The sequence below is a fragment of the Planctomycetaceae bacterium genome (genome assembly GCA_039680605.1).
In the GTDB taxonomy this organism is placed as follows: domain Bacteria; phylum Planctomycetota; class Phycisphaerae; order SM23-33; family SM23-33; genus JAJFUU01.
On the sequence record JBDKTA010000009.1, the window covers coordinates 1 to 21,606 of the forward strand.

Sequence of the window (21,606 nt, forward strand, 5' to 3'; positions counted from 1 at the left end):
CGATGCCTTCGACGACGGCCACCTCGCCAAACCGCGGCAGTTGGCGATAGGCGTCGAAGATGGCGTCGAGGTCGACGCTCTGGCCGAGCTTTTCGGCGGCCACGTTTGGCGCCAGCGGCTGGGCGAAGCGAACAGGGGCGATCTGCGCCAGCGACTGCGTGGTGTCGGCGCAGGCGGCGAGGAACTCGGCGTCGGCGCTGACGAGGTCGTTTCGATAGCGGCGGCAACCGCTGGCGGCCGGCTTGAAGACCGCCACCCGCCGCCCGTCCAGGCGCAGGCGGCGCGCGATAGCTCCGGCAATGAGCGTCTTGCCCACGCCGGTGTCGGTGCCGACGACCATCAGCCCGCGCAGGCGCGGCAGCGGCGGCCATCGCGAGATGTCAAAATCAAATCCTTGTTCCATCGAAGTACTCGCGGATGCTCGTTACGGTTGCCTTGAGCAGTTCGTCCAGCGTGGCCAGATCCATCGCCGGGGCGGGCATGAGGACGACAACATCGCCCAGCGGCCTCGTGAGCACGCCGTGTCGCCGCGCGTGCATGCAGACCCCCGCCCCGGTCCGCAGGGCCGGGTCGAACTCCTGCCGCGCCGCGCGATCCTGCACGAGCTGGACCCCCACCATCATGCCGCGCTGGCGAACCTCGGCCACGTGCGGATGGTCCGCCAGTTCCCCCAGGCGGCGGGCGATCAGTTCCTCCTTGGCCGACAGCGTATCGAGCAGGCCGCTGGAGAAGATCAGGTCGAAACTCGCCACGCCGGCCGCACACGCCAGGGCGTTTCCGGTGAACGTGTGTCCGTGAAAGAACGTCTTGTCGCCGCCGTCGCTGAAGGCGTCGAAGATCTCCCGCGTCGCCAGCGTAGCCGCCAGGGGCAGATACCCGCCGCTGAGGCCTTTGCCCAGGCACATCAGGTCCGGCGCGACGTCTTCGTTTTCGCAGGCGAACAAGCGCCCGGTTCGGCAAAAGCCCGTGGCGACTTCGTCGACGATCAGCAGCACGTCGTGGCGGCGCGTGATCTCGCGCACCCCGGCGAGGAACCCCTCGCCGTGCGTCAGCATGCCGCCGGCGCCCTGGACCAGCGGCTCGACGATCATCGCGCAGTACTCCTCCGGCGCGGCGGCCAGCGCCTGCTCGATCTGCTCGAGCACGGCGGGCACGGCCGAGGCGCCCAGCGGATGCACATACGGACAGGGCGAGGGCATGAGGGTCGTCTCGAACAGCATCGGGCGAAAGATCTGGTGGAAGCTGTCGATCCCGCCGACGCTGACGGCCCCGATCGTGTCGCCGTGGTATCCGTGCTGCAGGGCCATGAACCGCCGGCGCGGGCGGCCGCGATTCAGCCAGTACTGGTACGCCATCTTGAGGGCGACCTCGACGGCGGTGGCGCCGCTATCGCTGTAGAACACGCGGGCCAGGCCCGGCGGCGCGTGCTGCACGAGTCGCCGGCCCAGTTCGATGCTGGGCCCGCTGGCGTGGCCCAGCAGCGTCGTGTGGCTGACCTTCTCAAGCTGAGCGCGGATCGCGGCGTCGATCTGCGGCACGCGATGACCGTGCAGATTGCACCAGAGGCTGGAGAATCCGTCGATGAACGAGTCCCCGCGGCTGTCGATCAGTCGGAAGCCTTGGGCCTCGACGATCAGGCGCGCGGGTTCGTCGCCGCTGTCGAGCCAGATCTGCCCGGGCGTGAATGGATGCCACAGGCACTGCTTGTCGGCTGCGATGAGATCGTCGGCGGGTTTCTTCATGGGCATATCGTACGGAGGCGTCAAATTTCCTGCAAGGCGATTGGCCCGGCGGTGGGGCGAATCCTACGGTGCTGATGCATCGCCCGGAGGGACGGTGCCCAGAAACGATAGTTTGAGCAGGAGGTGATTTGTCCTTAGAGGAACCTCTGCGCAGGGCGGCGGGCTTATTCGTGCGCGGCTCGTCCGGCTCACGCCCTGCGCAGGCAGGAGGTACGGCCCGTCCGGATTCGATCCGGGACGGGGAGTCTATCGGTCGACCCCGGCGCGGCGTGTGCTGCGCAGGTGGCGGCCTTGTCGCAGAGCTGATCTGCCATGGAGGCGGAGAATGCTATGAACATGATCAGGACAATGCGTTTGGCGTCACGACCGCTGGCGGTTGCGGCGTGTGTCGTGGCGATGGCGGCGTCGGCCGCGTCGGCGGAGATTATCGGCGGGATCGAGTTCCCCCAGGGAATCGCGGCGTTCGCCGACGAGGTGGTGGCGTATACGCCCGGCGCGGGGATCGACGCCCCGGACGTGCGGTGGCAGAACCCCGCCGACGCTCTGGGCACGCCGAACTACACCCCCCCGCTGCCCGGGGCCACCGAGCATAACATCGGCCAGTTCGTTTCGCTGGGCAACGGCGGCAGTTTGACGCTGAAGTTCACGGACAACTTCCTGTCCGGCTGCGGAACCAGTTGCTACGACTTGTGGATCTTCGAAGTCGGACCGGTCGTCGAGTCGATGTCGGTCGAGATCAGCAAGGACGGCGCGACCTGGTACTCCGTCGGCAGCGTCGGCGGCGCGACGGCAGGGGTCGACATCGACGCCTACGGATTCTCCCACAGCGACCACTTTTACTACGTGCGCCTGACCGACGACCCGAACCAGTGGCCGCAGTCGGACCACTACGGCAAATGGTCCGGGGCCGACATCGACGCCGTGGCGGTGATTCACGCCCCTGAACCGGCGACGATGTTGATGACGCTGCTGGGCGTGCCCTACCTGGCGATGCGCTGGCGCCGCAACCGCCGGGCGTAGGACCGGCTACCTGCCCCCGCCGTGTGGGACGGGCACCCACTGGTCGGGCGTCACCACGGCTGGCGCGGGTGAAGGCGGGTCGGCCCGGGCAGCGGGAGGATGGGACGGACTTGCCACTTCCGCCGCCTGCGTTGACAGGATCCACGGCGCGGGAACTTCCGCGACGAAGTCCGGACTTGTCGAGGCGAAGTGCGCGCTGCCGCGCCCGCTCACCGGTTGCTGCGTCAACCGCATGTAGGCATCTATGCTGGCCGACGAAGCGTCATCCTGGTCCGGCGGCCGGAAACCGTTGAGACCGGCTGACGCTCCGTGCCCGCCGTCGAGGTTGCCCAGGATCGCCGTCCCGACACCCAGCAGGGCGACATCCTCGGGATTGTAGCAGTTCAGGATTCCGCGCCTGCACATGCCCAGGGCCTTGGTCAGGTCGTATCCGGAGGAGATGCTCGCCGACAGCAGCACCAGCCCGTCAATGGGCTGGGCCTGGCGTTTTGACGCCAGCGACTCGGCGACAAACACCGCCAGCGCCCCGCCGGCGCTGTGCCCGACCACGTGTACCGGCCTGCCCGGAAACGCCTGCTGGTAAGCCACAATCCGCCCGGCGATGGCCGAGGCGTCGATGCGAGCGCCGAGGACGTCGACCTGGTTGATCAGGACGCCGGCCAGCGGAATCGGTTTGCCCCAGGACTGCACCACGATGGCGCGGTCGGCGCCGCCGTCGATCAGACCACGCCGGATGTTCGACGTCAGGGCGTCGGGCCCCTGCACGCCCGGAAGGACGATGATCAGTCCCCGCTCCGCCCCCGACTGCCGCGTGTAATCGGCGCATCCCCCGGCCAGGCACGCCCCCAGCAAAGCTACACTGATCATGATATTCTGTCCGCTCATCGCTCACCATCCCCCGGCGTTGGTCGTCTACTCATGCGTTGGAGAAAAGTCGCGGCGGAGGCACCAAGTATCTATCGAAGCCATCTTTTGGGCTTCGATGGATACTTGCCGCGGTAAGCGTTACCGGCACGACTTTTCCCCCCGTGACTGAGGCATCACACCGTTGGCTGCCTCCCGCTTGACACGCGGCTGGACAATGATATCATCCCCGGCGGGGCAAGAGTGATCTTTTCCCCCCAGACAGGGAAGGAATAACCTATGAAGTATTGTGTGCTTGCCGCGACATGGGCGGCGTTTTTCACCCTCGGATGCAACCAGACCAAGGCCCCCGAGCCCGAGCGGATGACCCTGGCCCAGCCGCGGCCGCTCGAATCGGTTCAGCCGTACACGCCGCGCTATCGCAGCGGCGACGATGACGTCACGCCGGTTCCGGGCGGGCCCAAGCCCCAGCCCGTGCTGCCGCAGTACGTCAACTACACCGTCCAGAAGGGCGACACCTTCTGGTCCATCGCCCAGCGCACGCTCGGACAGGGCAAGCGCGCCTCAGAGATCATGGAAGCCAACCCCGGTCTGTCGCCTTCGGCGCTCAAGGTCGGGCAGGTCATCAAGATCCCTTCCCGGTAACGCCAGCGAGGGCCGCGTGGCCGATCTCACGCTCGACACGCCCGTGCAGTACGTCAAGGGAGTCGGGCCGGTGCGCGCCCAGCAGCTTGCGCAGCTCGGCATCGTCACCGTCGAGGACCTGCTGACCTACTTCCCCTTCCGCTTCGACCTGCGCCGGCAGGTGCAGCCGATGAACACGCTGCGCGGCAGTGAAGAGGCCGCCACCGTCGCCGGCGAAGTGATGGCCGTCCACGAGCACAACTGGGGACCCAAGCCGTTCTTTCAGATCGAGCTGGCCGACCAGACCGACCACGTGATGGTCAAGTGGTTCCACGGCGGGTACCTCGCCGCGCGCATCCGCCCGGGCGTACACCTGGCCGTCAGCGGGCGCGTGGGCCTCTATCGCGAGCAGCTTCAGCTCGTCAACCCGCGCTTCCAGGTGCTCTGGGATCCGCAGGAGACCAAGCTCGATCGCGACGAGCTGCTGCCGGTGTATCCCGCCGGCGGGGCTCTGACCAGCGGGATGATCGCGGCGCTGGTCAAGCACGTCCTGCCCGAGGCGCGGCGGTTGATCCCGCGATGGTACGACCAGGAATACCTCGAGCAGCGCGGGTTGATGAGCCGCCCGGCGGCCGTCGAGGCCATGCACCGCCCCGAGGACAAGGAACACTGGGGCGCCGCCCGCCGCCGCCTGGCGTACGACGAGTGCATGGTGATGCAGTTGGGCATCGCCATCACTCGGATGTCGGAAATCAGCCGCCCCGCACACCCCCTGAAGCTTTCGCCCGCCATCGACGAGCACATCCGCCGGCGGTTTCCCTTCCCGCTGACCGATGCGCAGAACAAAGCCGTCGCCGAGATCGTGGCGGACCTCCAGCGCGACCGCCCCATGAACCGCCTGCTCCAGGGCGACGTCGGATGCGGCAAAACGGTCGTGGCGCTGTACGCGGCGCTGCTGGCGGTGGCGCGGGGCAAACAGGCGGCCATCATGGCCCCGACCGAAATTCTCGCCACCCAGCACTTCGAAAAGATTCAGGAATACCTGGCCGGCTCGCGGGTACACATCGCCATGCTCGTCGGCGGGCAGGGCGCCGCCCAGCGCCAGGCGATTCTGGCCGACCTGGAATCGGGCAAGACCAACATCATCGTGGGCACGCACGCGCTGATCAGCGAGGGCGTGCGGTTCGCCGACCTGGCGCTGGTGGTCGTCGATGAGCAGCACAAGTTCGGCGTGCGACAACGAACGAGTTTCCGCGGCAAGGGCTTCGCGCCGCACTACCTGGTGATGACGGCCACCCCCATCCCCCGCACGCTGGCGATGACGGTCTTCGGCGACCTGGACGTCTCGATCATCGACGCCTTGCCGCCGGGGCGCGGAACCGTCACCACGCGCACGGTCGACGCTGCTCGCTTCGATGAGGTGCTGGCGTTCGTGGCCGACAAGCTCCGCGCGGGGCAGCAGGCGTATTTCATCTATCCGCTGGTGACGCCCTCGCCGGACCTGGAGCTCAAGGCCGCCGAGGAAGCATACCACGAGTTGTCCGCCGGACCGCTCAGCGAGTTCGGCGTGGCGCTGGTGCATGGGCAGATGAGTGCCGCCGACAAGAACGCGGCGATGGAAACCTTTCGCAGCGCCGCGGCCAAGGTGCTCGTGGCGTCGGTGGTCGTCGAGGTCGGCGTGGATGTTCCTGCCGCCAACGTCATGGTCGTGATGCATCCCGAGCGGTTCGGGTTGGCGCAGCTCCACCAGCTCCGCGGTCGCATCGGCCGCAGCCGGCAGAACGCCGCGTGCCTGCTGGTGACCACGCCCCGCAACGTCACCGCCAACGAGCGGCTGGCCGTGCTGGTCAAGACGCACGACGGGTTCGAGATCGCCGAGGAGGACCTGCGCCTGCGCGGTCCGGGCGAGATCTTCGGCACGCGCCAGCACGGTCTGCCGGAGCTGAAAGTGGCCGACCTGGTGGAAGATTTCGATCTGCTGCGGCTGGCGCGCCGCGACGCCTTCGCCATCGTCAACGGCGACCCCGGGCTCAACGCCCCCCACCACCAGCAGCTTCGCCGCGAGGTGCTCCGCGCGTACGCCGGAAAGCTCAACCTCCTGGGCGGGGCGTAGTTCTACCGCCCGCAGTTGCGGTGGCGGCGGATCAACCCCGCCAAACCGCCCAGAACCAGCAGGCTCATCGTCGCAGGCTCAGGAATTACGAAGTTGCCGCTCATGTCGCCGATGATCTGATCTACCGTCCGAACCTGATCATGCACGACAACCCATTCAAACCTGGTGCTGCCGGCATACTTGGTGCTATCGCCGAGTGCGAAGGCATTAGCGGCCGTCGATGAGCCGTTATACGCGCCCTGAGCGACCAGAGTAAGAGCCGCATCATTGGTGCTTTTGGCATAAGTTTTCGCCACGCCGTTTGCCGCGTCGGCCACTACTGCGATGAAGATCCACGTGTACATCGGCGCGCTCCAGGCTCCGCCCGCGGTGGCTGTTGCGGAGTATGAGGGATTGGCGCCGACAGTCGTGCCGATCATGTTGTTGCCCATGTGCAACGAGCACGGGCTCTGCGTCCAGCCGTTCATGGGCCTGAGCCAGCCGTTGCTCCCGGCGGCATCAAGATACAGCCATGTCTCCATCGTAAAACTGGACCCGAAACTCGTCACCGTTGTGGCGGCTTTGCTGTAGCCAAACAGAAGCATGGCCCTGGCCGGGTTGGGATCCCTGCCATAGATGTAGCCGGCACTGCCGCTGACTATGGCCAGACCCGACGGCGAACTTCCCGTGTCAGCTAACCGATTGGCGGAGTCGTCGAAGGTCCACTGGTGGATCAACCCCGCCGAGGCTGAACTGCCCATCAAAACCAATACCGCGGTGGCTGCAACAATCGTGATTGCCGACATCTTCATTTGAATGACTCCGGAAAAAGGGCATATGAGTACACGAACCAGAACATGACCCGGCCCTTCATGTGTCTCAGCCAGAAGTGAGTCTGCCTCTGCCTTAATAAATGAAGCCAGACAGGCTGATAACACAGCCGAATACAAGGAAGACCGTACCACAAATACCCGTACCTGTCAAGCCAAATGTGGCATTTTGGTATCTTTTCTGCACAAATAGCCACAGAACCAGTCTCCGGCGGGCGTCACTGCTGAATATTCCTCGCCAAAACTTTGCCTGGCGGCTCGACTCAAACCGGGTTACAGGCGATAATTCCAACGATTGGATATAATGTCAGCATCTGCGACATGGCAGAGCGAAGGACGGAAATTATGGTCACCAAAGGACGCAGGAAAGGGACGTACCGGTTCGTGCTCCAGTCTGTCGACGGGGCCAAGAAGGCGGAACTGGCCGGGACATTCAATGAATGGACGCCCCAGCCGATGCGGCTGAACAAGGACGGGCAGTTCATCGCCGAAGTGCCGATGTCCAGGGGAACATACGAGTACAAGTTCGTCGTCGACGGCAAGTGGATCCTGGACCCCGACTGCAGCGACATCGCCGCCAACGACGTTGGGACGTTCAACTCCGTCTTCAGTGTGAAGTAAGGCATCGCCCCGGAGTATCTGATGAGTGTGATCGCGGAACTGACGGAGATGGGTCGGCGAATGGTGCGGGCGAATCTGGTCGCCGGGCCCGGCGGCAACATCAGCGCCCGCGACGGGCGGCGGATGATCTGCTCGCCCAGCGGATACGATGTGGACGCGATCCCCGCGCGGGACTGGGCGGTTGTCGATCTGGCGCGCGAGCGCCAGGTTCGCGGCGCCAAGGCCACCTGCGAGTTCGAGCTGCACCTGCGCGTGCTGCAGGCCCGAAGCGACGTCAACTTCATCTGCCACTCCCACCCCGCCACGGTCGTCGGGCTGATCTCCGGCGGGCAGGACCTCCAGCCCTTCACGCCGGACTTCGTGACCTTCGTCGACCACGTCGTGCATCTGCCCTACATGATGATCGGCGGCAGCGAGTTCGCCCGGGCGGTCGCCCAGGCCGCCGCCGGCGGGGCCAACTGCGTCGCCATCCGCAATCACGGCCTGGTGACCTTCGGCGCCACCATGCGCCAGGCCCTGACGCGCACGATCGTGATCGACGACCAGGCTCGCGTGCAGATGGCCGCCCTCGTCGCCGGGCGACCGCGCCCCCTGCCCCGCCGCACGCAGGACATCATCCGCAAGCTCGACTTCGAGGTGATCCGCCAGAAGCTGCAGTGAGTTGTGCTCACTCACAACTCACCACTCACAACTTCTCCAACGGGAACATCGCGTAGGTCACGCGGCGGTATTGCTCGCGGAACCCGGCGTCCTGATAGAGACGCATCGCGTACGTGTTGCCCGCGTCCACCGCCAGCGTCAGGCATTGATAACCGGACATGTACGCCTGCGCCGCCGCCCGCGACAGGAGTTTGCGCCCCAGGCCTTTGCCGCGGGCAGCAGCGGCCACCCCCAGGTACACCACATCGGCCCCAAGCCCGTCATGCGAGGCGTTGACCAGCACGCAGCCGGCAGGAACCTCATCAATGAAGGCGATCCACCACGACTTGGGCGAGAACGCGCCGCTGGCCTTGTGCCCGGCGATCACGTCGGCGATCTGCCGCCTGCCCCGCAGCGGCGGGCAGTCCAGCGACTGTTCGTAGGATGCCTTGATGACCGCGGCGAGTTGGTCCTGCGTGAACTGCCCGTATCGCCGCCAGACGATGGCCGGCTCTTCGAACTCTTCCGGCGGCGTCGCCAGGTCCAGGCGCATGTAGATCAGTTCGGCCAGCAGCTCGAACCCCGCCCCGCGCAGCAGGTCGACGTCGCGATGGTCTTCGGGCGAGCAGGCCGCCTGGACCAGCGAGAGCGGACCTTCGGCCATCGCCGCCGGCGCCAGGGTCGCCAGCAGCGTCGTCAGCGATTCCTCGTCGACCCCGGGCGCCCCCGGGGGGCTGTAGTAGAGCATGCCCGTGCGACCCGCTCCGGCCAGGATCATGGCCGCGGCTTGGCAACGCCCCCACTGCCGCACCCACCACAGCCACGCCTCGCCCACGCGCGAGTCAAACAGGCGTCGCAAGGCCGAGGCCCGCTGGGCGGCCATGTATCCGCTGTCGCGCCCGGCGGCGACAAACCCCATCGCCATACGCCGATGGCGCGCCGGAACCGGGGCAATCTGCATATCTACGTCGGGCATGGCAGAATGGTAACGAGTCGCGGCAAAAAACGGGGAAGAAAAACCGACGACGAGGACGAGGACGAGATAAGACCTCTTCTCCCGTTAGCGATCGAGCTTGCTCGACGCGGTTGTTTGGTTGATTACGAACGCGCGGGGCAAGCCCCGCCGCTAACTAACGGATGCGGCGGAATGTCTTTCTTGTCGTCCTCGTCGTCGTCCTCGTCCTCGTCGTCGGTTTCTTCCCCCTCCGCCCGCGACGAATTGCCTTTTCCCCTCTTGATAAACCCGCACGCGAAGCTTATTCTTTAAGGCGTCCGCGTGGCGCGGGTCGATACCATTAAACGCGGACCCACCGCCTTTGTGGAGTTTGATCATGAGACGACTGCTGACTATGGCATTGCTGGCCGCCATCGCGGCGACTCTGACCGTCAACATCGCGTACAGCGAACCGCCCAAGCCTTCCGAAGCCCAGTTCAAGTGGCAGTTCGACTTCCGCTACGACCCGCCGCGCCCCATCCAGGTCACCCTCCCCGGCGAGACGACCAAACGCACGTTCTGGTACGTGATCTTCACCGTCACCAACCGAACCGGCCAGGACCGCGCCTACGTGCCGGCCTTCGAGTTGTACACCAATACCGGCCAACTGATGCCCGCCGGGCGCAACACGCCGACGTTCGTGTTCAACAAGATCAAAGAGCTCCACAACCTTCCGCTGCTGGTGACCATGACCAGCCTGACCGACAAGACCCTCCTGCAGGGCGAAGACAACGCCCGCCACAGCGTGGCGATCTGGCAGGACATCGATCCCGCCGCCGGGGCATTCGACATCTTCGTCGGCGGGCTCAGCGGCGAGACGGCCGTGGTGAAACTGCCCCAGCCGGTCAAGGTGATGCAGTACGACCCGCGCGGCCAGGCCAAGGAAATCATGACCGACCAGCTCCTGCTGACCAAGCAGTTGCAGCTCACCTACACCCTGCCCGGCGAGGCCTCGGCCCGGATCTACAACCCGGCCGTCTTCGCCAGCAAACAGTGGGTCATGCGCTGAGTTTGGTAGCCGGTGGCCAGTAGCCGGTGAAGGGAATGGGGAGCGATGAGCATTGCCGGCTTTGAGTCTGGGCCGCAGGTGCAGGTGAAGAAACCCTCGTACTTCTGGGTCGTCGCCGTGTCGCTGGCCGGCGTGCTTGCAGGGACGACAATCGCAGTGGTCGTGCCGACATTTGAGCCTATCTTCTCCAAAATGGGGACGCAGCTACCGAAGATGACTCAACTGATGATTAACGCCTCTCAGATGTTTCTCGGTCAGGCATTGATCGCTCTGGTCCCAATGCTTATTGCCAAAGAGTTCATCCCCTTCAACGCCCGCGCCAAGAACGCCGTCAACATCGGCGCGACGGTTCTGTTTCTGGGGATATTCGTCCTGGTGTGTGTGGGATTCTTTATGCCCATGAACCGCATGTGACGCACATGGGCAAGTGAGAGACGGGCTAATGGAGTATGGATGGATGGATGGATGGATGGATGGATGGATGGATGGATGGATGGATGGATGGATGGATGGATGGAAACATCATCTCGCCATCCACCCATCCAATCATCCACCCATCCAATCATCCAACACGTTTCACTTCGTCTTTTTCCCCGCCAGGGTGATCGCCAACTCGATGGCCGCAATCATGCTGGCGGGGTTGGCCTTGTTGCGACCGGCGATGTCGAACGCCGTGCCGTGGTCGGGGCTGGTGCGGATGATCGGCAGGCCCAGCGTGAGATTCACCGCCGTGTCCCACGCCAGCAGCTTGATGGGGATCAGCGCCTGGTCGTGATACATCGCCACTACGCAGTCGAACTTGCTCTCGGTCGCCTGGCGGAAGATCGTGTCGGCCGGGAATGGCCCGACGGCGTCGATTCCGGCCTCGGTCGCCAGCAGAATCGCCGGGGCGATGATGCGGGATTCCTCGTCGCCGAAGCGCCCCTCCTCTCCGGCGTGGGGGTTGAGGCCGGCGACGGCGATCTTGGGCTTGGCCACGCCGAACCAGCGTTTCAGGGCCTGGTCGGCCAGGTCGATCGGGTTGAAGACGGCTCCGATGGTGATCAGGTTCCGCAGGTCGGCGATGGCGTGGTGCGTGGTGGCCAGCGCGACCTTGAGCTGCGGCGAGACGAACATCATCGTCACGTTCCGCACGCCGCAGCGCTCGGCCAGCAGTTCGGTATGTCCGGGAAACCGCTTGACCCCGGCCATCTGCCACGAGGTCTTCGAGATCGGGGCGGTGACGAGGGCGTCGATGACGCCTGTCCGCGCCGCGGCGATCGCGTCTTCCAGAAACGCCAGCGACGCCAGCCCGCCCAGTCGGCTGGGGCCGCGCGGCATCGAGGCCGGCTGCGCGACTTCGTCGTAATCGGCGGCCACCATGTCCACCTCGAAACGCCGCAGTTCCTCGTGATGCACGCGAACGGCGCCCAGGTCGATCTCGGCGGTGTCGGCCGTGTAGCCTAGCTGCTCGTAGAATCCGAAGAGGACGAATCGCGCCCGCGCGCGCAGCTCGCGCGAGGCCAGCGCCTTGACGATCACCTCGGCGCCAACGCCGCAGGGGTCGCCCATGGTGATTCCGATTGTGGGCCGTGCGTCATCCATCAATTACGTCCACGAATGTCACGAATGACACGAATACAACGAGATAAAACCAGTTCTTACCCGGTCTCAGTCTGCAAGGCCCGAAGGGCCGACATATCCTCGCCGGGCCCGTGAGGGCCAGGAAAAGTCTTTTAAAATCGCTTAGCCCCGAAGGGGCGGCACTGCCGCAATTGCAGGTGCCGCCCCTTCGGGGCTCATCTTTTCACAAGACTCTTACCGGGGCCTAACGGCCCCGGCCAAGATATTCCGGCCCTTCGGGCCTGCCCAACCAAGACATCATACGAACCCCGCGCGGCGGAGTTTTTCCAAAGACAATCCCCCGCCTTCGCCGGCGGCGATCTGGGCCAGATAGCGCCGGACGTACTTGCCGATGAGATCGACTTCCACGTTCACCTGATCGCCCGGCCGCAGATTGGCCAGCGTCGTGTCCTTGAGCGTCGTGGGGATGATCGCCACGCTGAAGGTTCCATTGCCCACGTCGACCAGTGTCAGCGAGACGCCGTCCAGAGCCACCGAGCCCTTGGGCACCATCTGGTCCGTCACGTCGGCGGCGGCCGCAAACTCGATCACCCATTCATTGCCGCGGCGGATGTTCTTCACCGTCGCCCTGCCGTCGACGTGCCCCTGCACCAGGTGCCCGTCGATCCCGTCCTGCAGCGTCAGCGCCCGCTCGAGGTTCACGCGCGACCCTGCCGACAGCTTGCCCAAGCCGCTGCGCCCGAGCGTCTCGGCGATCACGTCAAACTCGGCAACGCTGCCGGCAACGGCGCTAGCCGTCAGGCACGCGCCGTTGACCGCCACGCTGTCGCCGACGCCCAGCCCCGCCCCCAGCGGGCCAACGTCGATGCTCAGCCGCCGCGAACCGCCGCGGTCCACCGCCGCTTTAACAACACCAACATGTCGTATGATTCCTGTGAACATGGCAGGAATATGCTAGGCAATGGGCGGCGGTTTCGCCATTGAAAAGGCAATCGGCGGCGCGGCGTCCTTGCTTTCGCTGCCGGGGTCAGTAAACTGACCCGGCCGGGTCACTTCAGTGACCTCGGAACTTTGCCGCAGGTTCAGGGACACGCACAACGGAGTTGTGCGTGGCACCCGTTCGGAGAATCGCTAATGCGTGTAACGCTGATTGGTCCGCCGCAGTCGGGTAAGAGCATGTTGTTTTCGGCAGTGGCCGTGGCGGGCGGGTCGCATGTCGACCTGTCGCGCAGCGACCAGCCTCACATGGCGATGGTCAAGGTGCCCGACGAGCGGCTGGACTGGCTCTCGGAGCATTACAAGCCCGAGAAGACCACGCCGGCTGAGCTGGAGTTCGTGGACCTTCCCGGCCTGGACCTCTCCGACGACGCCGGGCGCACCCGCGCCCGCGCGCACTGGGCGGCGATGCGGCAGAGCGACATGCTCGTTTTCGTCGTGCGGGCGTTTGAAGAGTCCGACGCGCCGGCGTACCGCGACCGCATCGACCCGGCCGGCGACGTCGAGGAACTCATCGCCGAGATGATCTTCGCCGACATGGACCAGGTCAGTAGCCGCATCGACAAGCTGCACGCCTCGATCAAGAAGCCCTCGCGCGACCACAAAGACGAGCAGCGCGAGCTGGAGCTGATGGAGCGGCTGCTGGCGGCATTGGAAAACGAAAAGCCCATCAGCTCGGCCCTGACCAACGACGCCGAGGGCAAACTCGTGCGCAGCTTCGCCTTCCTGTCGCAAAAGCCCATGCTCGTGGTGCTCAACTGCGGCGAGGAGTCGCTGGGCGAGCCCGCGCCTGAAAAAGTGCATGACCTGCCCGCGCTGCAGCTTTCGGCCAAGATCGAAGCCGAGATCGCCCAACTGCCTCCGGCCGAGCGCCAGGAGTTCCAGGCCGACCTGGGCCTCACCGGCAGCGCCCGCGACCGCCTGGTGCAGGCGTGCTACCGTGGTCTGGGGCTGATCAGTTTCCTGACGGCAGGCGAGGACGAATGCCGCGCCTGGACAATTCCCGCCGGCACCGAAGCGGTCGTCGCGGCAGGTGAGATTCACTCCGACATCGCCCGCGGGTTCATCCGCGCCGAGACGGTCAGCTTTGAGGACCACAAAGCGGCCGGGGAGTTCAAGAACGCCCGCGCCGCAGGCAAAGTCCGCCTCGAGGGCAAGACGTACATCGTTCAGGACGGGGACATTATCAACTTCAGGTTTAACGTGTAGGGACAGCAGTAATCAGTGAACGGTAATCGGTAATCAGTAAACAGTAGTCACCGAGTACCCGATTACGGATCACTGATTACTGATTACCGATTACTGATTACCGATGACTGGTTACTCCCCCTCGCGGATCATGGTAGAATCTGCAAACCGTGACTGCATTCGAGGCACAACTTCAACGACGGCGGTGGTGGCAGAATATCCTGCGCGCGGCCGTGGTCCTGGCGCTGGTGCTGCTGACGGTTTACGTCACGCTGCCGTATTGGCTGCCGACCAATTACGTGCGCGACTGGCTGACGCGGGAACTGAGCCGCCAGAGCGGCCTGGTGGTGACCATCGGCGAGGGGATGGTCGCCCCTGACGGAAGGACGTCCGACGAGGATTTCACCGTCGCCTGGCGCAACGACATCCAGATCCGCCACCTGACGTTCCGCCAGCCGCCGCGATTCGGCGGGGGCAGGATGATCTTCGTCGACCGCCTGCGGGTGGACTTCTCGCCGCTGGACTTGCTGCTGCGGCGCCGGATCGAGTGGATGACCCTCCAGGGGCTCGAAGTCGACGTGCGCCAGGACCAGGACGGCAACTGCAACCTGGCCGCCCTGGAGGGGCTCCAGTCCGATCTGAAAACCCAGCACATCCGCGTGCAGAACGCGACGGTCCGGATTGTCCCGGCGCCGTCGACGCAGGCCATGACCATCAAGGTCAGCGACATGGAGTACGTCGCCGGAAAGCTTCAGCACGTCGCGCTGGGATCGGTGACGGTCTCGGCCTTGCTGGAACAGACGCCCGCCTGTGCGCCGGTGAGCCTGCAATACAATGGCAGCGCCGCCCCGGCGCGGACTCGGCTGAGCTTCAGCAATATCGACTTATCGCAGCTTCACCTGGCGAAGCTGCTGAGCCTTCCGGTCAGCAGGCTTTCAGGCCGATGCGGCGGATGGATCGACCTGGCATTCGACCCCGACAGCACTACCGGGCATCTGCCCTTCGAGGTGGACCTGTCGGTTGAGAACCTGGACGTTCAGCCGCTGCAAGGGCGGCGCCTTCCGCCGGTGCCCCAGGCGGGCCTGAGCGTCAAGGCGGTGTACCACCTCAACGGACTGCTGGAGGTTCTCGAGGGCAAGGTGGCGCTGCCGGGCATCGACGTGCGCGGCAAGGCCAGCATCATGACGCGCGCCGGCGGCGAGGCGCTGGGCGACATCGACTCGCTGGAGATCAGCGAGGGCATCGTTCACCCGGCGCGCCTGGCGGCCTTGCTGAGCGGTCGCAGCGATTCGCTGGGCGAGTTGGCGATTTCCGGCCCCGTCCGCGTCGGGCGATTGACCATTTTGCACGAGGGTCCGCGCGTGCGCCTCGCGGCCAACCTCAACGCCTCCGACGCCGAAGTGGCGTACGGCGCCGACGTGCTCAAGGTCGCCGGGCGCCGGGCGCTGCTGGACGTCGAGGCCACGCTCGATCAGCGCACGGCGGCGATCGACCTGGAACTGGTCCGCCTGTCCCTGGGCGGCAACAGCCTCATCGCCCGCGGCACGCTGCCCGACGCCCGAGCCGCGATGGAGCAGATCGCCCACGAGGACGGGCCGGTCCTGAAGGCGGTCCTGGCGCACCTGACAGCCATGAAGCTGCGGGGCGAATGGGAGATCCACGACACCCAGTCGCTGCTGGACATGCTGGGGGCTCGCCTGCGCAAAGAGTGTGAGATGGACCTGCAGGGCTCGGCCACGGGCAAGTGGTATCTCCAGCCCTCGGCCGACATCGGCCTGCACATTTCGGCCGACGTGCCGGGCTCGACGCTGCTGATGATCGGCCGGCGCGTGGCCAAGCCACCGGGCCAGCCCTTGCGCCTGACGATGGCGGCGGGGTTCGACCTTGGCAGGACCGCCTGCACCAACATCAGCCTGGACGCGACAATGGGACCGGCTCGCCTGGCGCTGGACGACGGATTCGTCTCACTGATCGCCGACAAGGACGGCATGATCGCCGCCGGGGGCAAGTTTTCGCTGACGGGCACGCGAACCCTCCTGCAGTGCGTGCCCGACCGCCCCGAGTGGCTGCGGGTCATCGACGGCGACTTCACCGCAGCCTGCAAGCTGCAGATTCGGCCCCAACGCCGCAGCGTGCAGGCGGAGGTGGCGTTTTCGAATATGAACGTGTACGGACATCCCTCCGTGGACGACCAGCGTACTGCCCGGGAGAAGCCCTGGCAACTCCAGGGCGAGATGAATATCGACGCGACCCTGATGTTGAAAGACTCCGCGACGCTCGATCTGTCACTGGAGTGCGACGCTGACGCGATGTCGTTCGACACCGGCGGCCCCCTGCCCCGGCGCAAGCCCGCCGGCGTGCCCGCGAGGCTGCGGATGGACGGGCGGCTCGTGCGGGAAAAGGGCACAGCCGCCGTGACGCTCAACTCGCTGAACCTGGTGATTGGCGGCAGCGCGGTGCGCCTGGGCGGAACGGCCCTGTTCACCGAGGCCTCGGCGCCGCTGGCGCCGGTTCCGGCCGCCGTGGACTCGTATCATGTGAACCTCCACACCACGTGCTGCCTCGACGAGGCGCTGCTGGACCTGGTGCCCGAGCTCAAAGGCCCCGTGGCCGAGCATCGCCTCAGCGGCGCGATCGACACGCACGTTCTCCTGTCCGACGCCGGCCAGGGCGCCCGACTGAACGCCCGCATTGACGCCGAGACACTGGCCGTCGATTCCGCCATGTTCGGATTCACCAAGCCCGCCGGTCTGGCGGCGATGGCGAAGATGCAAACCGCCTTCGGGGCCGACGGGCGAAGCTTCGACCTGACCTCGCTGGACCTTCAAGTGGGGTCGCTGCGCGTCAGCGCCAGCGCTGTCGGGGCGCTGAAACCCCCGGGCGCCGGCGCCCTGCCCGAGGCGGCGCCCCGGGAGGTGCATCTGACGGCCTCGGCGCCCGATGTGGCGGCGCTGGGGAGCCTTATGGGCAGTGTCAGGCCCTACCTGCCCTGCGGCGACTTTTCGCTGCGGATGCACTGGCGCGACGATCATGGCGGCGTCCTGCCGCAGGTTGAACTATTCAGCCGCGGGTTGAGCATGCGGGTGCGGGGCAAGATGGTCACCCTCAAGGGTCAGATGATCGCCCAGAACGTCCGCTCCGACCGGGCGCTGCAGAACATCACCGTCGAACGCCTGACGCTGGAACCGCTGGAGATTTCACTCGAGAAAAACTCCGCCACCCTGGTGGCGGACCTGGAGAACCTTCCCGACAAACCCGCCGGCACGTTCACGCTGCTGGCCGGCGACATCGACGCCGATGAGTTGACCGAATGGATCGCCGGCCCGCCCGACGCGCCGACCTCGCAGCCGGCGGCCTTGACGGCGGCGGAATCGGCCGCCCTCGCCCAGCGCGCCGGGGAGCTGATCGCTGCAAAGACGCCCCGCCTGCTGGCCTGGAATCTGTCAGGCCGCGCCGAACTGGACCTTCTACGGATGACCGACGCCAATACCGGGAAAGTGTTCCAGCCGCGGCAGGTGACGCTATGGGCGTCGCTGTCGAAGGGGCTGTGCAAGGTGAATTACGCCGCCTCGCTGTCGGGGGGAACGCTGGCGGTCGACTACGCGGTGCATCTGGACGACACGACGCCGCTGGTCAGCACGCGACTGTCGCTCACCAGCGCGGTGGCCACCGATACCGTCCAAAGCCTGCTCAAGAGTTCCTTCCCAGGCAACACCGTCGAAGGCACGTTCACCCGCACCGAGGACAGCACCCTGCCGCTGAGAGACCTCGTCGCCTCGGCAATCGACAGCCGCTACCCGCTGCACCCGCGGGGCGTGGCGCAGACAGTGGCCCACGACGGCGTCGTTCGCGGGCGAGCGGCGCCGATGTTCGTCACGCGCGTTTTTCCGGGTCTGAATCTCACGCAATACCCCTACCGCCGCATGACCGGCTTTGCCGAGCTTCGCGAGGACGGCACGGTGGTCAACGACCTGATCTTCGACGGGCTCAAGTATGACCTGTACATGGAGGGCGTCACCGACGCCAACGGAGTCGGGCAGTACCAGGTCGGGCTGATTCTGCTGGGCACGCCCCAGAGCGCCGACTTCAACCACCGCTATCGCCAGGGGCGCATCCCGATCCTTAAGTCCAAGGCCCGCGTCGTCAAGGGGCAGATGCTCGACGAGGAAGTCACCTACCCCTGGCCCAACGAATCGCTGTTCACCATGTTCCTCGACAACAACATCTTCTACCGCATCTGGCTGAACTCCCGAGCCAAGCCCGCCGCGGGGGACGAGTCTGATCATGCTGCAAAATAAGAAGGAACCCTTCGATCACCCTCGCGGACTGCGGCCGTTGCTTCGCAAGGCCACCTGGGGCAAGACCGCGTTGCCCATGACGATCAGCGCTGTCCTCTTCGCCGCCGTCTGCGCATTCCAGCAATATCTCACCAGCGGACGCTGGATCAACTTCAGCGCCATGGCGTACCTGCAGGACGTCAAGAAACCCATCGGGCACATCCTCCTCAATCCCCTGCCGGTGCTGCAGTATCCATGGATGATCCTCATTACCGGCCTGATCCTGGCGATCCTGGTCTTCGTCCCGGTCATCGTCGCGGTGCTCTACCACCTGCGATTCGCGGCCATCTTCATCGTCATCCAGGCGGTCGTCTCCCACACGCCGGTGCTGGCGATGGTCTCGGCGGTGGGATGCCTGCTGGCCGCCCGCACCCGCCTGCGAAGCGAGATGCCTTTCGTCGCCGCGATCCTGGGGCTGATCCCCGCCGCGGCCTACCTGCACCTGATGGGCTACCTCGGTCTCAACACCGCCACCGTCATGTCGCTGCAGCGATGGGTGCTGTACGCCCCGTTCCTGGTGGCGACCGTGGCCGCCGTCCTGGCCTGCGGAATGGTGCTGACCCTGGCCAGCCTCACCGGATTTCGACCCGGCGTCATCTGGCCGGTGCTGCTGGCACTGACGGCCGCCCCCGTCACCCTCTTCTACACGCAGGTCCGCGCCGACGAACTGGACTACCGCCTGCTGATCGAGGGCCTTCCGGCCGGCGATGCGCTGCTCGAAACGCGCAAGTTCAGCGACTGGCTCAAGGCCAGCAACGCCCAGGGTCTGACCGGACAGACCCTCGAGAATCAAATCGAGTCTGACCTCAAAGCCCAGAGGTCCCGGATCTTTCAAAGCTGCAAACAATTTCTGGAATCGCACCCCGCCAGCCGCCGCGCGCCCGAGATCCTCTGGGTGCAGGCACAAGGCATGAGCCTGCAGGTCGACCGCCAAGCAATGGCCGCGGGACTGCTGGCCTATACCTCCACCTGGCCCCTGCAGGGATCCGCCTCCGACTTCACGCGACTGGTGCAGAGTTTCCCCTCCTCGCAACAAGCCGCCCTCGCGCGGCTGCAGCTTGCCCAGTTGGACTTGAGGAACGGCAAAGCCGACGCGGCCATCGAACACCTTCTCGATGCCCAGAAGAGGCTCGCTGCCGCCGTCCTGAACACCCGACCGGAAGCCCGCGAAGCGGACATCTTCGTGCCCAAGGCCGTACTCCCCAGCACCACCTACCTGACCGACCGCCTGTTCAGCGCCAGAAGACTCATCGCCGTCATCCAGCAGGGCGGCGTTGTCACACGGTCGGGAACCGGCCCCTGGCAAGTCGATCCGCAGGCCGCCGCCGCCCTGGGGGCATTCCTTCAGGTTGATCCTTTCTCGCCGGAATACCGCAAGGCAATGCGAGAGCTGGCCGTCGCGCACGCCGCCAGTTCCCTCGGACCTTTCCTCCGGCTGCAAGCGGCCAAGGCCGATCTGGCCACGCCCGGTCAGCCGCCCGCCGCCGTCTTGCATGCGGCCAAAGACCTGCAGGCTCTTGCCTCGGCGCGTCCGCTCGACTACCTTTCCGCCGAAGCGAATTACGCCCTGGGACGCCTGCATGCGGAACTTCCGCCCGACCTGGAAGGCAAACTCCAGGAGCGAGAGTACTATGAGATCGTTGCCCAGGGACCGGTAAGCTTCTGGGCGCGGATGGCCGGAGACGCACTGGCCTCGATGGCGCCGGACGACGTATCGCCGGGCGAAGACCCGACCGAAGACACAGCGGCCACTACGGCGCCCGCGTCGGCCTCGGCCCCGGCGTCCTCGTCGGCCCACTGATTGGGATGGATGAATGGAGACCATGACACAACACAGCGACGCCGGCGGCCCGACGGCCAGACCCGTGAAGGTCCTGATGCTGACCGCCACCGTCGGGGCCGGACACAACTCCGCCACGGCGGCGATCATGGAAGCCCTCAAGCACTCCCCCGTGCCGCTGCAGATCGAGAGGCTGGACCTGATGACGGTCGTGCCGCGGTGGTTTCGCGCGTATTACGCCAGCGGCTACGAGGTCGTCATGACCCACATGCCCCGCCTGTACGGGGTGGGGTATCGCCTGACCAATCACCCCCACGGGGCGCGGCGCGGCGTCATGGAGAGCCTGCGGATGGCGATCGAGCGCCTGGCCATGCGCAAGCTGGCCCGGCGCCTGGTCCAGGACCCGCCCGACCTGATCGTCAACGCGCACTTCCTGGCCGCACCGATGATCGGGCGGATGATCCAGGCGGGGCGGCTGCCCACGCGGCAGGTCACGATCGTCACCGACGTCGAGGTGCATCGCATGTGGTATGCCACCGGCGTCGAGCACTGGTTCGTCGCGTCGGACTATTCCGGGGCCTTCCTGCAGAGGTGGGGTATCGACCCGGCCGCGATCACCGTCACCGGCATCCCCATCCATCCCAAGTGGAATGAACCCCTCGACAAGGACCGGATCCTCAGCGAGTGGCAGCTACCGCGCGACAACCCCATCGCCATCCTGACCGGCGGCACGGAGTTCACCATCGGGCCCATCGTCGATATCGCCCGGGACATCCTGAAGACCTGCCCGCAGGCATACCTGGTCGTGCTGGCCGGGCGCGACAAAAACCTTCTGGGCGAGTTGTCGAAGATCGCGGCCGCCGAAAGCCGCCTCAAGCCCGTCTCGTTCACCGATCGCTCGCACGAGCTGGTCGAGGCCGCCTCCGTCATGCTGACCAAGCCCGGCGGCATCACCACCACCGAATGCCTGGCCAAAGGCGTTCCGATGATTCTGATGAACCCCGTTCCCGGACACGAGGGCGGCAACGCCGAGTACTACCAGCGCCAGGGCGCCGCCATCGTCGCACGCGGGCAGGAGCAGATCGTCTCGGCGCTCAAGACCCTGCTGGACAACCCCGACCGCCTCGCCGACATGGGCCGAAAGGCTCGCGCCCTGTCGCACCTGTCCACCCCGCTGGTCGCCCAAGGCATCATCAACCGCTGCAAGGAAATCTACCAAAACAGTAACCAGTAATCAGTAACCCGTGTGCTCGAATGGCGTGGCGGATTGGATAATGGATGGATGGATGGATGGATGGATGGATGGA

18 protein-coding genes are annotated in these 21,606 nt (G+C 65.7%); 11 read left to right on the forward strand and 7 right to left on the reverse strand.

Annotation, left to right across the window (positions count from 1 at the left end):
* Nucleotides 1-403 (reverse strand): dethiobiotin synthase (locus ABFD92_02720; protein MEN6503429.1); only part of this gene is annotated, 403 nt, incomplete at its 3' end.
* Nucleotides 387-1,742, reverse strand: a complete 1,356-nt coding sequence (gene bioA / locus ABFD92_02725) for an adenosylmethionine--8-amino-7-oxononanoate transaminase (protein MEN6503430.1) — start codon at nt 1,740-1,742, stop codon at nt 387-389. The genes bioA and ABFD92_02720, both read right to left, overlap by 17 nt.
* A gap of 336 nt (nt 1,743-2,078) precedes the next feature.
* Here bioA and ABFD92_02730 point away from each other — a divergent pair, with 336 nt between their 5' ends.
* Nucleotides 2,079-2,762, forward strand: coding sequence for a PEP-CTERM sorting domain-containing protein (locus tag ABFD92_02730; GenBank protein ID MEN6503431.1), 684 nt, complete (start codon nt 2,079-2,081; stop codon nt 2,760-2,762).
* A 6-nt stretch (nt 2,763-2,768) separates the two neighbouring features.
* Here the strand turns inward: ABFD92_02730 and ABFD92_02735 are convergent, their stop codons facing one another.
* On the reverse strand, nt 2,769-3,647 hold the full coding sequence (locus ABFD92_02735) for a hypothetical protein (protein ID MEN6503432.1): 879 nt from the start codon (nt 3,645-3,647) through the stop codon (nt 2,769-2,771).
* A 258-nt stretch (nt 3,648-3,905) separates the two neighbouring features.
* On the opposite strand from ABFD92_02735, the gene ABFD92_02740 reads away from it, so the two are divergent.
* Nucleotides 3,906-4,271, forward strand: a complete 366-nt coding sequence (locus ABFD92_02740; protein ID MEN6503433.1) for a LysM peptidoglycan-binding domain-containing protein — start codon at nt 3,906-3,908, stop codon at nt 4,269-4,271.
* Between the two features lie 16 nt (nt 4,272-4,287).
* The gene (gene recG, locus ABFD92_02745) at nt 4,288-6,363 is read left to right on the forward strand and encodes an ATP-dependent DNA helicase RecG (protein MEN6503434.1); all 2,076 of its coding nucleotides are present in this window, start codon (nt 4,288-4,290) and stop codon (nt 6,361-6,363) included.
* A gap of 2 nt (nt 6,364-6,365) precedes the next feature.
* Here recG and ABFD92_02750 read toward each other — a convergent pair whose 3' ends face one another.
* Nucleotides 6,366-7,154 carry a PEP-CTERM sorting domain-containing protein gene (locus ABFD92_02750; GenBank protein MEN6503435.1) on the reverse strand — a complete coding sequence of 263 codons (789 nt, stop codon included), beginning with the start codon at nt 7,152-7,154 and terminating at the stop codon, nt 6,366-6,368.
* Between the two features lie 363 nt (nt 7,155-7,517).
* Between ABFD92_02750 and ABFD92_02755 the strand changes: the two genes are divergently transcribed.
* Both ABFD92_02755 and ABFD92_02760 read left to right on the forward strand, forming a co-directional pair.
* The gene (locus tag ABFD92_02755; protein MEN6503436.1) at nt 7,518-7,793 is read left to right on the forward strand and encodes a glycogen-binding domain-containing protein; all 276 of its coding nucleotides are present in this window, start codon (nt 7,518-7,520) and stop codon (nt 7,791-7,793) included.
* Between the two features lie 21 nt (nt 7,794-7,814).
* Complete coding sequence (locus ABFD92_02760) at nt 7,815-8,453, forward strand: class II aldolase/adducin family protein (GenBank protein ID MEN6503437.1); 639 nt, start codon at nt 7,815-7,817, stop codon at nt 8,451-8,453.
* Nucleotides 8,454-8,478: 25 nt separating this feature from the next.
* Here ABFD92_02760 and ABFD92_02765 read toward each other — a convergent pair whose 3' ends face one another.
* Nucleotides 8,479-9,408, reverse strand: a complete 930-nt coding sequence (locus ABFD92_02765; protein ID MEN6503438.1) for a GNAT family N-acetyltransferase — start codon at nt 9,406-9,408, stop codon at nt 8,479-8,481.
* 355 nt (nt 9,409-9,763) lie between these two features.
* On the opposite strand from ABFD92_02765, the gene ABFD92_02770 reads away from it, so the two are divergent.
* Both ABFD92_02770 and ABFD92_02775 read left to right on the forward strand, forming a co-directional pair.
* Complete coding sequence (locus tag ABFD92_02770) at nt 9,764-10,435, forward strand: hypothetical protein (GenBank protein MEN6503439.1); 672 nt, start codon at nt 9,764-9,766, stop codon at nt 10,433-10,435.
* 45 nt (nt 10,436-10,480) lie between these two features.
* Nucleotides 10,481-10,849 (forward strand): hypothetical protein, encoded by a 369-nt coding sequence (locus tag ABFD92_02775; GenBank protein MEN6503440.1) that lies wholly within the window; start codon nt 10,481-10,483, stop codon nt 10,847-10,849.
* 162 nt (nt 10,850-11,011) lie between these two features.
* On the opposite strand, the gene pdxA is transcribed toward ABFD92_02775, so the two are convergent.
* Both pdxA and ABFD92_02785 read right to left on the reverse strand, forming a co-directional pair.
* On the reverse strand, nt 11,012-12,019 hold the full coding sequence (pdxA, locus tag ABFD92_02780; protein MEN6503441.1) for a 4-hydroxythreonine-4-phosphate dehydrogenase PdxA: 1,008 nt from the start codon (nt 12,017-12,019) through the stop codon (nt 11,012-11,014).
* Nucleotides 12,020-12,295: 276 nt separating this feature from the next.
* A complete protein-coding gene (locus tag ABFD92_02785) occupies nt 12,296-12,940 on the reverse strand; it encodes a riboflavin synthase (protein MEN6503442.1) in 645 nt (214 codons plus the stop codon).
* A 192-nt stretch (nt 12,941-13,132) separates the two neighbouring features.
* Here ABFD92_02785 and ABFD92_02790 point away from each other — a divergent pair, with 192 nt between their 5' ends.
* The 4 genes from ABFD92_02790 (at nt 13,133) to ABFD92_02805 (ending at nt 21,533) form a co-directional block, all read left to right on the forward strand.
* Complete coding sequence (locus ABFD92_02790) at nt 13,133-14,203, forward strand: DUF933 domain-containing protein (protein MEN6503443.1); 1,071 nt, start codon at nt 13,133-13,135, stop codon at nt 14,201-14,203.
* A gap of 149 nt (nt 14,204-14,352) precedes the next feature.
* A complete protein-coding gene (locus ABFD92_02795) occupies nt 14,353-18,480 on the forward strand; it encodes a hypothetical protein (GenBank protein MEN6503444.1) in 4,128 nt (1,375 codons plus the stop codon).
* Complete coding sequence (locus ABFD92_02800; protein MEN6503445.1) at nt 18,467-20,320, forward strand: hypothetical protein; 1,854 nt, start codon at nt 18,467-18,469, stop codon at nt 20,318-20,320. Before ABFD92_02795 ends, ABFD92_02800 begins: the two co-directional genes overlap by 14 nt.
* A 22-nt stretch (nt 20,321-20,342) precedes the next feature.
* Nucleotides 20,343-21,533, forward strand: a complete 1,191-nt coding sequence (locus ABFD92_02805; GenBank protein ID MEN6503446.1) for a glycosyltransferase — start codon at nt 20,343-20,345, stop codon at nt 21,531-21,533.
* Nucleotides 21,534-21,606: the final 73 nt, after the last annotated feature.